Here is a 13,311-nt window from a genome sequence, read left to right as displayed (position 1 = left end):
ACGCAAATAGAGATACTATTTTGAACAAATTAGCTATTTTAGCTTTTACTTTACTGTTATTTTTTAGCGCTATGCTGTGGTATTTAGCGAATGGCTCATTGAATGAATATTTAAAAAGCCAAATTGAATTGCAAGGGCAATATTATAGTGGCCAAAATACAACGCTCTCAGTCGCTAATTTTTCTGAAGGCGATATATCTACAGGTACCAGTAGTGTGAGGCTTGATACACTAACCTTAGCAAATTTAGCTGGTTATAAAGCCAAAAACATACTCGCATTCGATACCGTTTTGGTTGAGATACCTGCCAAAGAGCAGGCTTTGGTTACTGACATAAGCAAGGTAACAATTAATCAACTCACCATAAATTTAGAATACAAAAACAATACCAATAATATAGCGCAGTTAATCAACAAGGCTCGTTTAACCCTCGCTACTGATTACCCTCAAAGCTACCCTGCAATCAGTGCTAAGCTATATGCGCAAAACCACCCTGAGCTTAATGCTGAACAATATGCCAAGCAAAACCCACAAGCAGGCCCTATCGTTGAACACACCAAGCAAAGTAAAAGTCGGGGTAAAGCCCAGCAAAAAATTAAAATAGCTGCCATTAACATAAGCCAGTTAACGCTAAACATAACAACAGCGGGCTTAACTGAATCAATACACACCAATAATATTAAACTGGGCACTATTGGTGGTAGTGAAGGCTTAGTTACTAATCAAATCGGCGGTGAGGTTTTACTAACAGTCCTTAAATTAGCCCAGCAAATAGAAAAAAGTAAAACGAAATAAAAAATATATTTACAACATCAGTTTTTACTGCTTGTTTTTTACCTACATAGCAGAGTAAGCTAATAAAAAATAAACAAGTTTTCTACTTTTATAAAGTCATACAGTAAGCATTAAGGCTTTTATAATAACAACAGGATTATTCAATTATGCCCTCATTGATGTTTTTGTCTTTTACCAAAGTTGCCATTTGCACGCTTTGGTATGCGTTAATATGCTCAACGTCCTTACATGCGACTGAGTTTGAATTCACCGCAACAGTAGGAAAAACTTTCGGCCCAGACTTACTAAGTTCGACCGATAACAGCTTATCGACCAGTAACGCGCCTAACTTTGCTCTAGCGTTTGCTTGGCAAGATTCACCAGTAGGACAAGGGCAAGTGCAAGTAAATTATATTGCTCGCGACTTCACCAGCGATGTTGACCAATCACTACATGATTTTGACACGCTTTATACACATTTTAGCGGTATTTCATTCATAAAAGAAAGAAACTATATCACCACGGTGAGTTTAGGTGTTGGGCTCACGTATTTTAACAGTGATTTTGAAAGCGTTATTTATCCTTCATTTTCTGCCGCTATTGGAACACGATACGAGTTTACTGATAGTTTAGCTTTCATTACCGAACTACGCGGTTATGCTACCTTAACAGACAACGACGATATGTTATTTTGTCAAGGCGATACTTGCGCCGCTAGCTTTGACGGCGCAGTATGGTTTGATACACAAGCTTCTGTTGGTCTTGCATACCGTTTTTAATAGGCGCTTAAATTTAATATCATTAAAAATCGTCAATTGTTTATTTAGATCAAGATTTAAGCAAATAATACTGATATCTTAACTCAATTAAACCTTAACTTTAATGAGGGTATATGACAGCCACGAACCAGCAATTAATATCTGTTACTGATCTTAAAGGTAAATTTACTTACGTAAATGAGCATTATTGCCATGCCACAGGTTATAACAACTCTGAGTTACTCGAAAAAAATATTAAAGATTTAACACATACTAAGATGCCAGATAGTGTAATTGATGAGTTATCGAGCACGCTATCAAAAGGTTATTCTTGGCATGGGGTTATGCATATGAAAGTTAAACAAGACAAAGACATTTGGCTTGATACTTTCACTACCCCACAATATGAAAATGGTAATATTACAGGCTACCAATCGGTAAGCAAGTTGGCTGAGCCCGCCTTACAAAAAAATGCGAGCCATATCTACAGCGCGCTGAATAGACAAAGTCAATGGGCAACCTTTGAACTAACCAAAAACCATAAATTTTTATTTCTTGTGTTGTTATCAGTCGTCACGCAAGCTTATATATTTTCCACTTTAGGGCTAGCCTCTTCAATTATTGCCGCGCTCAGCGCAACTGCCCCTATTTTAGTTTTTTGGTCTGATATTATTCCTACAGCGCAGCGAGCGCAAAAAATGCAAAACACCTTCGACTCAATTTCCAGAAAGGTATACTTTGGTAAAGGAACTGCCAGTATTTTTGATTTTAATTTTTCAATGCTAAAGACTAAAATAAAGGCTATTTTAGAACGAACCCTCGATGCCGCCACTCCGATAAAGTCCGTTATGGCAGAAGTATCACAGGGGCTTAATGAAAGTAGAGAAACGTTAGCAGAGCAAAAAATAGGGATTGAGGATCTCAATATTTCTATGGCTCAAATGCAATTATCAACCACAGATATTGCGCAAAATACAACCCTTGCTGCTGGCGATTTAGAGAGTACTTTTGCCCAGTGTGAACAAGCTCAGCAAGCTATTTACCAAACAACAGATAAAATAAAAAAATTAGCGAAATCAGTTGAAAATGCTTCAAGTTCAGCTGACAGCCTAACACGTTCGGCTAATAGTGTGGGTGAGTTAATGGATGATATACAGTCGATTGCCGATCAAACCAATTTACTCGCGCTCAACGCTGCCATAGAAGCTGCTCGTGCTGGTGAACATGGTCGTGGGTTTGCCGTAGTTGCCGATGAAGTGAGGAACCTGTCATCTCGCACACAAGACTCTGCCAAAGAAATCCATCAACGTTTAACGGTTATGCTTAACACCATAGAGCAATGGGTTGAGTTAATGAATAAAAATAAAGATGAGGCAAATTTTTGCGTTGACAGTGCAAACGACTCACATAGTACAATAGACTCAGTAGTTGATAGAATGCAAAGTATTAGCCATGCTGCTACACAAATAGCAACGGCAGCAGAAGAGCAAAGCATGGTATCTACGCAAATAAAAAGTCATCTTGATGATATTAGTAAAACCACAGAAAAAACAGCCTCAGAAACAGACAATGTTGCTAAGCAAATGCAGGTATTGGCCAACAGTGTTGACGATATTAGCGATCTAGCTAATACTTTTATCCCGCAAGGCAGTAAATAGTTGCAAGCAATATGAAACAAAAAACGCAACTAAATTAATTACTGCCTACAAATAATGCCCTCCGATGTCGATAAACAAGGCTAATATTTTTTTAATTCATTAGCCTTTAATAGCATGGTTTTACTTTCAGCTAAAAAGTCGTCGGCATAATCACCAAACCAGTGCGAAACCTGTTTAAACATGCTAACAAAAGAGGTTTTATCGCCTGTTTCTACATCTTCTAATAAAGCTAAAAACCGGTAAGCAAATCGCTTCATCATAGTAATATTGTCGGGGTTAGAAAAAATAATATCAGAGTATAATATAGGGTCTTGTGCAAACAACCGACCCACCATAATTAATTCTAACCGATAAATAGGCGAGCTCATATTAACCAGGTTTTCAATATCTGCGCCTTCTGACATTAAATGGTAACCATAAGCGATAGTAGAGAAGTGTCGCATTACTTGCACCATTGACATCGCTTGGTCATGTTCGTGCGCTGAAACCTGGTAGGTTTTCGCTCCCCATACTTGAAATTGTTTTAATAACCATTGGTACTTTTCTTTTTCGCGCCCATGACAAACAATAATGGTTTGTTTAATTAACCCAGTGACATCAGGACCAAACATCGGGTGTAAACCTACAACCGGCCCTTTGTGGGCTTTCATCATCTCGTGTAGGGGTGATTCTTTTATGCTGGTGAAATCAGCTAAAATACAGTCATCTGGTAAGTTATTTAAGTTTTGAATAACCTGTGGTGTTAAACGAATAGGTACCGCTACAATCACTAAACAAGCATCTGCTATAATCGCATCAGTATTAGGCCAGTCGTCTTGTTCAATAATGGCAACTTGATAACTAGAGCGCTGAAATAGATCAACAAAAATGCTACCCAGTTGCCCTTTACCACCCACAATCACAACTTTTTTACAGTCAGGATTAATGCATTGATAACCACTCGCGTCTTGGCTAATGTACGAGTCGCGCATTAACCGGCGTAAAACATCTTCGATTAAGTCACCACTTAAGCCACTTTGCTCAGCTTGGGCTCGGCGTTGTTGAATGAGGGCAGCTTCTCTGTCTGGCGCAAAAATAGGCTTTCCTGCGCGACTTTTTAACGCACCAACTTTCGCTGTTATAGCAAGGCGTTCGGCCAACAAAGTAACTAACTGACTATCAATGGTATCAATTTCATCGCGTAGCATTTTAAGATTGTCGTCAAAATCACTCATGGCTTCTCTTATTCTTAATGAAATAGGGTTAACTTAAAAAATAGTATTATAAACGCCAATGAAAAAATCAACAGCGTTTATTTTTCGTAAGCATTACCTTTTAGCAAACCAATATTGCTTATACATCAATGACCAACAAATTATTTGATACGTCGCTTAAGCGGTAAAGTCAGCATAGTATTAGCTTCTGCTAATAACGTTTTTGTGCTGTCTAGGTCAATACAAGCATCTGTAACCGAAACACCGTATTCCATTTCTGCAAAGGATAAATCACTACTTTGATTGCCCGCTTTTAGATTACTCTCAAGCATGATGCCAATAATGGACTTGTTACCTTCAACAATTTGATTAAACACATTGGTTGCTACTAGCGGTTGGCGTCGGTAATCTTTATTAGAGTTACCGTGACTACAATCCACCACAATGCCTGACTTTAAGCCATGCTTTGCTAAGTTTTCTTCGCAGTCACTGATATTAACGCTGTCATAATTAGGTTGTTTACCACCACGTAAAATAACATGACCATCAGGGTTGCCCGATGTTTTAATTAAAGCAACCTGCCCTTGAGGGTTTATGCCCATAAAACGGTGCGACGAAGCTGCCGACTGTAGGGCATTGATAGCTACATCTAAGCTACCATTTGTGCCATTTTTAAAGCCTATTGGCATTGATAAACCACTTGCCATTTCTCTGTGTGTTTGTGACTCTGTTGTTCTCGCTCCAATTGCTGACCAACTAAACAGCTCAGCCAAGTATTGTGGGCTTATAGGGTCAAGCGCTTCAGTGGCAAGTGGTAAGCCTAACTCGGTTAAATAAAGCAATAACTCTCTTGCTTTTCTCAGACCAGTTTCCACATCAAAAGAGCCATCCATATGTGGATCATTGATTAACCCTTTCCAACCAACAGTTGTTCTTGGCTTCTCAAAGTAAACACGCATCACTATATACAATGAGTCTTGGTACTGGTCATGAAGTTTTTTCAGCTCGCGCGCATACTCTTTGGCTGCATCAATATCATGAACCGAACATGGCCCACTTATTACAAGTAAACGCGGGTCACGTTTGTGTGTAATGTCGGCAATAATTTTACGCGCTGACTTCACAAACGCTCTACCTGGATCCTTTAATGGTAGCTCTTCTCTAAGCTGCTCTGGCGTTATTAATACCAGCTCTTCGTTAACATGAATATCGTTTAAGGTGCTTTTGTGGGCAGTGTTCTCAGCGGCTAAAGTTGCCATAGTTCATTCCTAAAAATTAATAAATTAGACATACGTAGAGATAAAACAAGATTTACAGAAAATATTGAAAAGATAAAAGCGTAAATTAAATTGCTTACAGCTTACTAACAAATAAAAACATAAAATCGTAAAGTATTATTTACGTCGTTTGTAATGATATTTTTACACATTATTCTAATAGAGTACAGTATAAATTGACATATTAAGCATATATCTCCTTTTTCATATAACCGTCACATTTGTGTCATGTAACTGTCACATTCAATTTCTACACTAACCTGCAATTAGTACTACTGATTTAACAACTTTTATAGCTTTCAACACTTAGCGCTTAATGCTTAACAAAGTGATAAATAGTATCAACAAGGTAAGAAATAATATGAACAAGATGATGAAAACTAGATTACTCAAAACACGCTTAACTTTGCCTTTAATCGCTGCCATTTTTATCATTGGCACCAGCAGCTCCTACGCAAGTAGTCGCGACACAATAACCGCTGTGGGCTCTTCAACTGTGTATCCTTTTTCAACGGTAGTGGCTGAGCGCTTCGGTAAAACAACCGACTTTAACACCCCTAAAATAGAGTCTACAGGCACTGGAGGGGGTATGAAGTTATTTTGCAGCAGTAATGCCATTAACACCCCTGATCTTTCAAATGCTTCTCGTCGGATCAAAAAAACAGAATTAGCGCTATGCGCTAAAAATGGTGTTAATAACATTACTGAAGTGCTGATTGGTTACGATGGCATTGTTATGGCTAACTCAAACACAGTGGACTTAATGCATATTTCGGTTAAAGAAATTTTTTTAGCGTTAGCCAAAAAAGTACCTGCAACAAATGGTAGCCAGCAACTTGTGGCTAATCCTTATAAGTTTTGGAACGAGATCAACCCTTCTTTACCTGCTAATAAAATTGAAGTATTAGGCCCACCACCAACATCAGGGACGCGTGATGCCTTTGTTGAATTAGTTTTAGAAGGCGGTTGCACTGAGTTTCCATGGATTAAAGCAATAAAAAAACAAGATAAAGCCAAATTTAAAGAAATTTGTCATAGCGTTCGTGAAGACCACACTTATATTGAAGCAGGTGAAAACGACAACCTAATAGTGCAAAAACTTACCGCTAACCCTAAAGCTTTTGGTGTTTTTGGTTTTAGTTTTTTAGATCAAAATAGCGACACTCTGCAAGGGTCTGTGATCAACGGCCAAGGCCCTTCTTTTGAAAGTATTACTGATGGCTCATACAAAGTCGCTCGACCATTATATTTTTATGTGAAGAATGCTCATGTGGGCAAAGTTCCCGGAATAATGGAGTTTTTAACGGAATATACTAGTGATGCTGCCATGGGTGATGAGGGCTACTTAACAGATAAAGGCTTAATACCATTAGGCGAAGAAAAGCTAAAAAGTGTACGCGAAAATGTCTTATCACTAACCCCTTTAGTATTAGCGCAATAACCCGCTTAACGACTGAGTTAACTAGCCTCTTTGCTACCCTAGGCGAGAATTTATTTCTCGCCTATGCGTTATTCGCTTACTCACTTTGTTATTTTATTTGAAGAAATTGGTTCTTAACATATGAATTCACCCTTACTTTTCCTTGTTCTTCTTGGCTTTACTCTTTTTAGCTATTGGTTTGGCGTACAACGCTCTTTAAAGGTTGCAGGTGGAACAAAACACAAAAACAACCTTACTTGCCTCCCTGAGCAATTTGGCCTACTCACCGCTATGGTTTGTGGTATACCTGCACTCATTACCTTATTAATTTTTAATAGTGCTGAGCAATTTGTGGTAGAGCAACTACTCACCACAACACTCCCATCACACATACAAGCGTTGTCAACAGTTGAGCTAGGTTTATATTTTAATAATATTCGTTCCATTGCCGCGACAGAAACCGCTCAATCACTCTTAAGAAATATCGAATTACACAGTATAAATAACCATAATAATGCCGCGTTATTTGAACAGTTTACCGCCGCACTAACCTTGCAAGAGCTAAACCAAAAAGCAACTTGGTTAAAGAGTGGTTTAGTATTGGTTATTGCTGGGACTAGCGTGGTTTTACTTGTGAGAAAGTTTACGCTTACCTACAAGGCGCGACAAAAGTCTGAAGCCATAATACACGTATTATTGGTTGCTGCTTCTGGCATTGCTATTCTAACTACAGTTGGCATTGTTATTTCTGTATTGTTCGAATCTATTCGCTTTTTTAACAGTGTCCCTGCTATGGAGTTTATGTTTGGTACCCAATGGAGCCCACAAACTGCCATGCGTGTTGACCAAGTTGCGGGCTCTGGGAGTTTTGGCGCAGTGCCATTATTTGCTGGCACCATGTTAATTACTCTAATAGCCATGTTATTAGCCGTCCCAGTAGGCTTAATGATTGCAATTTATTTATCTCAATATGCTAGCCCTAGATTACGTGGCTTTGCCAAACCAATGTTGGAAGTACTCGCCGGCATTCCAACGGTTGTGTATGGTTTTTTTGCCGCTTTAACGGTTGCGCCTGTAATCAGGAATTTAGGCGAATCACTTGGCTTAAGCGTTGCTTCTGAAAGTGCACTAGCTGCCGGTTTAGTAATGGGCACTATGATCATTCCTTTTGTTTCTTCATTGTCAGAAGATGCAATAAGTGCTGTGCCTAATGCCTTAAAAGAAGCTTCTTTAGGGATGGGCGCCACCAAAAGCGAAACTGTTGTTAACGTATTAATACCCGCTGCACTGCCAGGGATCGTTGGTGCAATTTTATTAGCCGTGTCTCGAGCAATAGGTGAAACCATGATTGTAGTCATGGCTGCAGGAATGGCTGCTAAGTTAACCGCAAACCCCCTTGATTCAGTGACGACAGTAACGGTACAAATTGTTACTTTACTGACTGGCGACCAAGAATTTGATAGCCCGAAAACCTTAGCTGCATTTGCGCTGGGTTTAATGCTATTTATCACTACCCTTGGCTTAAACATGATCGCACTCAAAGTCGTTAGAAAATACAGAGAGCAATATGACTAATTTAATAAAAAGTTCAACGAACAGTCCTACAAAGGTGAGCACAATGAATAACCATACTACGGCTTCACCCACGCCCGCTATTGCTTCTCTTTCTACGACAGAAAAGGTGGCATTGAGCCTTCAAGGCCGACATAAAAAAGAAAGACGTTTTAAAGCCATTGGTTTATCGGCTGTACTTTTTGGTTTTATGTTAGTGCTTATTTTACTTAGTGATATCACATTTAAAGCATTACCTGCTTTTCATCAACATTGGGTTAAACTCGATATTCACTATAAAAGTAGCTGGTTAAACATAGACAACAGCCATAGCCCAAGTACGCTGGCTAAACAATTACAAACAGCAAACTACCGTAAAGTATTACGAGACTCCAGTTACCAAATGTTTTTGCCCCACAAAGATGCAAAGCTAAGTCGGCAAGAAAAGCGTCTGCTTTCTGGCTTATTCTCAAGTAATGCCGAATTTACGCTAAAAAAAGCCTTGATTGCTGCGCCTGAACAGCTCAATAAACAGGTAAGCGTCTGGGTAAGGCTTGATGATGACGTAGACAGTTATCTCAAAGCAAATTTTGCCTTAGGCGAGCCTGGTTTGCGCATTAACGACCAAGAAGCGTTATGGATAGCAAAATTAGCAAGCGAACAACGAATTCAAAGCCGCTTTAACATAAGCTTTTTTACCGCCAGCGACTCACGTGAACCAGAACTTGCTGGGATAAGAGGCGCGTTAACCGGCACCCTATTAACCATGTTTATTACCTTGCTACTGTCATTCCCTTTAGGTGTTGCCGGCGCCATTTATTTAGAAGAATTTGCCCCTAAAAACCGCTGGACCGACCTAATAGAAATTAACATAAATAATCTAGCTGCTGTACCCTCCATTGTCTTCGGCTTACTCGGTTTAGCCGTTATCATTAATATATTTGAACTGCCGCGTTCAGCCCCTTTAGTTGGGGGTATTGTATTAACTTTAATGACCTTACCAACAGTTATTATAGCCAGTCGTGCTGCAATAAAAGCCGTACCGCCATCTCTAAGAGAGGCTGCTTTAGGTTTAGGTGCTTCTAAAATGCAAGTTACTTTCTCTCATGTATTACCTCAAGCCATGCCCGGTATTATTACCGGTGGGATTATAGGTATTGCCCAAGCACTGGGTGAAACTGCACCATTATTAATGATTGGTATGGTTGCTTTTATTGTAGATGTACCAACCAGCTTTGTTGATTCAGCCACTGTATTACCAGTACAAATATTTTTATGGGCAGACAGCCCCGAAAGAGCATTTTTAGCAAAAACCTCGGCGGCTATTTTAGTGTTACTTGCACTATTATTGGCAGTGAATATAACAGCAACATTGTTGCGGTCTAAGTTTGAGAAAAAATAAATGAATAAAAGTAATTTAAAAGAAAATACATTGGCGCAAATGGCGCCAACTGACACCGTTGGCAATATTTATGCAGACAATGCCAAAATGTCTATTCGTAATGCTAATGTCTATTACAAAAATAAAGAACATGGGGATAAACAAGCCATCCATAATGTCAGTTTAGACTTAGCCAAAAACCAAGTTACCTCACTTATTGGCCCGTCTGGTTGTGGAAAGTCTACGTTTTTACGCTGCTTAAACCGAATGAATGATACCATTGATATTTGCCAAGTAACGGGACAGTTTACGCTAGATCATGACGACATTTATGCCAAAGATTTAGATCCCGTATTGTTACGAGCGCGCGTGGGTATGGTCTTTCAAAAGCCTAACCCTTTTCCAAAGTCAATTTATGACAATGTCGCCTATGGTGCTCGCATACATGGTCTAACCAACAGCAAAGCACAACTAGATGAAATCGTTGAAAGCAGCTTGCAAAGAGCAGGTTTATTCAATGAAGTTAAAGACAGGCTAAAAGACCCTGGTACTGGCCTTTCTGGTGGTCAGCAGCAACGCTTGTGTATTGCAAGAACTATTGCGGTTAGCCCTGAAGTGATATTAATGGACGAACCTGCTTCTGCACTTGACCCTATTGCTACCGCTATTATTGAAGAATTAATTGATGAGCTAAAAGAAAAATATACCATCGCCATTGTGACCCATTCAATGCAGCAAGCCGCCCGTGTTTCACAACATACTGCGTATTTCCACCTTGGAAAACTAGTTGAAATGGGCAAAACTGAAGATATTTTCACCCGCCCAAAACATAAGCTAACTGAAAACTATATTACAGGCCGTTTCGGTTAATGGAGAGCAATATGACCAAGCAAGATAGTATAAATAAATTAACAGGCTTCACTACCAAGTTACAGTTAAATAAACATATTTCACGTCGTTTTAATGAAGAGCTAGAACAAGTGAGAACTTTAGTGGTGAACATGGGGACATTAGTTGAACAACAAGTGAACGATGGTCTCAGTGCACTAATCAATGCGGATGAAGAGTTAGCTGCCGAGGTAATACAGCGTGATAAAAAAATCAATGCAATGGAGTTAGAGATTGATGAATACTGTACACAAATTTTAGCCCGAAGACAGCCAGCAGCAAGCGACTTACGCTTGCTTGTTAGTGTAATTAAAAGTATTACTGACTTGGAGCGCATTGGCGATGAGGCAGTAAAGCTTGGTAAAAATGCGATAAAACTCGCCAAGGGAAGTTTTGCTGAAACTGAAGGCGCTAGACCTCCGGTTGAATTAAAGCATTTAGGTAAGCACGTGAGCGAAACCTTAAATACAGCATTAATTGCTTATGCTCAAATGGACGTGACAGCCGCCTTAGAAATTATCAAAAATGATAATGTGGTTGATGAAGAGTTTGATAATATTTCTCGTTTGTTAGTCACCAAAATGATGGAAAATCCACGTGAAATAAAAAATGCTTTACGGGTTACTTGGTGTGCTAGAGCTTTAGAGCGCATTAGCGATCACACCACTAACTTATCTGAATACATTATTTACCTGGTTGAGGGAAAGGATGTTCGCCATGCGACTATTGAACAAATTAAGTCGTCCATGAATAACTAACGTATCGACATCAATAATATAAAGGCGTAGCAGACATTATACAAACTACAGAATAAAGCTCCCCATTAGTTTGGCTCTTTACGCCTACTTTATGCTCTCCCCTTGAACTAACACTCTTATTACTGAGCAAGCCACTTCACGCTGATATAAAAATTTTGTAAACTCACTTATTAACCTAAGCTCAAGCTAAGGTTTAAGCCCAAATTTAACCTGGGATGTAATTGCCCTTTATGTGAGCATTATGCCAAAAAACAATATTATTGCCGCCGAGTCATGTCCCTTTTGTCAGAGATTAAACCGTTGCAAAGCGAGTACTAACAAACCTTGCTGGTGCAACGATACGATAATACCCGCTGCCCTTATTGCGCTTGTACCAACACCATTTCAGAACAAAACATGCATTTGCTTTGCTTGTATTGAGTTATTTAATAAAAACCCCGCTTTCTTTACAACACAGCCAGTGGCTACTAACCTTTAACTATACACATCAAAAACCAGAGAAATAATGACAAGCTTACTCGCACAAGTGAAACAATGTAGGTTATGTGAATCTATTCTTCCCTTTGAGCCCAACCCTATACTGCAACTAAGTAGCACAAGTAAAATTCTTATTGTGGGCCAAGCCCCAGGTATTAGAGCGCACCAAGCGTCTACTCCTTTTGAGGATAAAAGTGGTGATAGGTTAAGATCTTGGCTAGGTGTTAGTAAAGATCAATTTTACGATGCCAGCTTATTCGCCATTCTACCGATGAGTTTTTGTTACCCAGGCAAAGGTAAATCTGGCGATCTCCCACCAATACCACTATGTGCACAAACATGGCGTAATCAATTATTAACGCAGCTCTGTGAGGTAACACTCACGGTTATCTTAGGAAAATATGCCATTGCTTGGCACTTACAGTCAAAATCACCTATCACCACGCTTGCACGCCAGTGGCAAACACTGTTAATGTCAAATAAAATAGTACTTCCCCACCCAAGCCCTAGGAATAATATTTGGTTAAAGAAAAATCCTTGGTTTGAGAACGATGTTATCTCTACTCTGCAAAAGCGGATACAAGCAATCATTGCTCCCTAACGATAAACTACTGGGGTGTGCCAATAAAAATACTATGTTTTATCAACAAGCTTAGATTGAAATGAAGTAGAAACCATCGTATGTTATCTTATTGTGATTTATAATTCCCCCCATAGACCTGACTGGACCCATTGCAATAATGAATATACTCAAAAAACCAGCGCTTTTATTACTCTTTTTATCAAGTATTTTATGGGGTTGTAATACGGATATAGCGCCTGAAATGACAGAAAGGCAAGTAGCCACCGCTTTTTTTAATGCACTTTATAATGATAAAAATATCGACAAAGCAATTTTGTTTAGCTCGGCGAATTTTCAAGAAGAAATTGAAAAATACCATACCGCCAGTAACGTGGCTCGCCACTTTTTCAATATGACTTTTGACTCTACTTTATTACATGTGAGCATTAAGAAAAAGGAGATTATTGAAGACACTAAAATTCAAGCTATTGTTATTATACAATTTACAGGTAAACGTGATGGCAATACCTATAAAGACTATAAGAGAATGCGGCTAGTTAAAAGCGACAATCAATGGTTAGTAGATAAATTACTAAAAGATTAACCTGTTTAAAT

The 13,311-nt window shown here is 39.0% G+C and carries 13 protein-coding genes; 11 read left to right on the top strand and 2 right to left on the bottom strand.

Annotated features, from left to right (window positions below; genetic code table 11):
• The first annotated feature begins 20 nt into the window (after positions 1–20).
• The 3 genes from AC0UA9_RS14815 (at position 21) to AC0UA9_RS14805 (ending at position 3,189) form a co-directional block, all read left to right on the top strand.
• The gene (locus AC0UA9_RS14815) at positions 21–794 is read left to right on the top strand and encodes a hypothetical protein (protein ID WP_475661098.1); all 774 of its coding nucleotides are present in this window, start codon (positions 21–23) and stop codon (positions 792–794) included.
• Positions 795–940: 146 nt separating this feature from the next.
• The gene (locus AC0UA9_RS14810) at positions 941–1,552 is read left to right on the top strand and encodes a hypothetical protein (protein WP_475661095.1); all 612 of its coding nucleotides are present in this window, start codon (positions 941–943) and stop codon (positions 1,550–1,552) included.
• Between the two features lie 113 nt (positions 1,553–1,665).
• Positions 1,666–3,189 carry a methyl-accepting chemotaxis protein gene (locus tag AC0UA9_RS14805; protein WP_475661093.1) on the top strand — a complete coding sequence of 508 codons (1,524 nt, stop codon included), beginning with the start codon at positions 1,666–1,668 and terminating at the stop codon, positions 3,187–3,189.
• Between the two features lie 80 nt (positions 3,190–3,269).
• Here the strand turns inward: AC0UA9_RS14805 and tyrA are convergent, their stop codons facing one another.
• Entirely contained in the window at positions 3,270–4,403 is a 1,134-nt protein-coding gene (tyrA, locus tag AC0UA9_RS14800) for a bifunctional chorismate mutase/prephenate dehydrogenase (protein WP_475661090.1), read from the bottom strand.
• A gap of 140 nt (positions 4,404–4,543) precedes the next feature.
• Complete coding sequence (locus tag AC0UA9_RS14795; protein ID WP_475661089.1) at positions 4,544–5,641, bottom strand: 3-deoxy-7-phosphoheptulonate synthase; 1,098 nt, start codon at positions 5,639–5,641, stop codon at positions 4,544–4,546.
• 379 nt (positions 5,642–6,020) lie between these two features.
• Between AC0UA9_RS14795 and AC0UA9_RS14790 the strand changes: the two genes are divergently transcribed.
• The 8 genes from AC0UA9_RS14790 (at position 6,021) to AC0UA9_RS14755 (ending at position 13,300) form a co-directional block, all read left to right on the top strand.
• Positions 6,021–7,100, top strand: a complete 1,080-nt coding sequence (locus AC0UA9_RS14790; RefSeq protein WP_475661086.1) for a substrate-binding domain-containing protein — start codon at positions 6,021–6,023, stop codon at positions 7,098–7,100.
• A gap of 120 nt (positions 7,101–7,220) precedes the next feature.
• The gene (gene pstC / locus AC0UA9_RS14785; RefSeq protein WP_475661084.1) at positions 7,221–8,654 is read left to right on the top strand and encodes a phosphate ABC transporter permease subunit PstC; all 1,434 of its coding nucleotides are present in this window, start codon (positions 7,221–7,223) and stop codon (positions 8,652–8,654) included.
• Positions 8,655–8,697: 43 nt separating this feature from the next.
• Positions 8,698–10,032, top strand: coding sequence for a phosphate ABC transporter permease PstA (gene pstA / locus AC0UA9_RS14780; RefSeq protein ID WP_475661082.1), 1,335 nt, complete (start codon positions 8,698–8,700; stop codon positions 10,030–10,032).
• Positions 10,033–10,881 (top strand): phosphate ABC transporter ATP-binding protein PstB, encoded by an 849-nt coding sequence (pstB, locus tag AC0UA9_RS14775; protein ID WP_475661080.1) that lies wholly within the window; start codon positions 10,033–10,035, stop codon positions 10,879–10,881.
• Positions 10,882–10,892: 11 nt separating this feature from the next.
• Positions 10,893–11,657: a phosphate signaling complex protein PhoU gene (phoU, locus tag AC0UA9_RS14770; protein ID WP_475661078.1), complete on the top strand. Its 765-nt coding sequence runs from the start codon at positions 10,893–10,895 to the stop codon at positions 11,655–11,657.
• A gap of 241 nt (positions 11,658–11,898) precedes the next feature.
• Positions 11,899–12,135, top strand: a complete 237-nt coding sequence (locus tag AC0UA9_RS14765) for a cysteine-rich CWC family protein (protein ID WP_475661077.1) — start codon at positions 11,899–11,901, stop codon at positions 12,133–12,135.
• A 27-nt stretch (positions 12,136–12,162) separates the two neighbouring features.
• Positions 12,163–12,735, top strand: a complete 573-nt coding sequence (locus AC0UA9_RS14760) for a uracil-DNA glycosylase family protein (RefSeq protein WP_475661076.1) — start codon at positions 12,163–12,165, stop codon at positions 12,733–12,735.
• Between the two features lie 139 nt (positions 12,736–12,874).
• Positions 12,875–13,300, top strand: coding sequence for a hypothetical protein (locus AC0UA9_RS14755; protein ID WP_475661074.1), 426 nt, complete (start codon positions 12,875–12,877; stop codon positions 13,298–13,300).
• Positions 13,301–13,311 lie beyond the last annotated feature (11 nt).

Source organism: Colwellia sp. F1 (assembly GCF_056238625.1).
The sequence above is the reverse complement of the archived record's forward strand: the minus strand, read 5'-3'. Positions and strand labels throughout refer to the sequence as shown.

Excerpts from the sequence above, each read along its gene's own strand:
- AC0UA9_RS14810 (WP_475661095.1), top strand. The coding sequence starts at position 941 with ATGCCCTCATTGATGTTTTTGTCTTTTACCAAAGTTGCCATTTGCACG.
- AC0UA9_RS14805 (WP_475661093.1), top strand. The coding sequence starts at position 1,666 with ATGACAGCCACGAACCAGCAATTAATATCTGTTACTGATCTTAAAGGT.
- tyrA (WP_475661090.1), bottom strand. The coding sequence starts at position 4,403 with ATGAGTGATTTTGACGACAATCTTAAAATGCTACGCGATGAAATTGAT.
- AC0UA9_RS14795 (WP_475661089.1), bottom strand. The coding sequence starts at position 5,641 with ATGGCAACTTTAGCCGCTGAGAACACTGCCCACAAAAGCACCTTAAAC.
- AC0UA9_RS14790 (WP_475661086.1), top strand. The coding sequence starts at position 6,021 with ATGAACAAGATGATGAAAACTAGATTACTCAAAACACGCTTAACTTTG.
- pstC (WP_475661084.1), top strand. The coding sequence starts at position 7,221 with ATGAATTCACCCTTACTTTTCCTTGTTCTTCTTGGCTTTACTCTTTTT.
- pstA (WP_475661082.1), top strand. The coding sequence starts at position 8,698 with ATGAATAACCATACTACGGCTTCACCCACGCCCGCTATTGCTTCTCTT.
- pstB (WP_475661080.1), top strand. The coding sequence starts at position 10,033 with ATGAATAAAAGTAATTTAAAAGAAAATACATTGGCGCAAATGGCGCCA.
- phoU (WP_475661078.1), top strand. The coding sequence starts at position 10,893 with ATGACCAAGCAAGATAGTATAAATAAATTAACAGGCTTCACTACCAAG.
- AC0UA9_RS14765 (WP_475661077.1), top strand. The coding sequence starts at position 11,899 with ATGCCAAAAAACAATATTATTGCCGCCGAGTCATGTCCCTTTTGTCAG.
- AC0UA9_RS14760 (WP_475661076.1), top strand. The coding sequence starts at position 12,163 with ATGACAAGCTTACTCGCACAAGTGAAACAATGTAGGTTATGTGAATCT.
- AC0UA9_RS14755 (WP_475661074.1), top strand. The coding sequence starts at position 12,875 with ATGAATATACTCAAAAAACCAGCGCTTTTATTACTCTTTTTATCAAGT.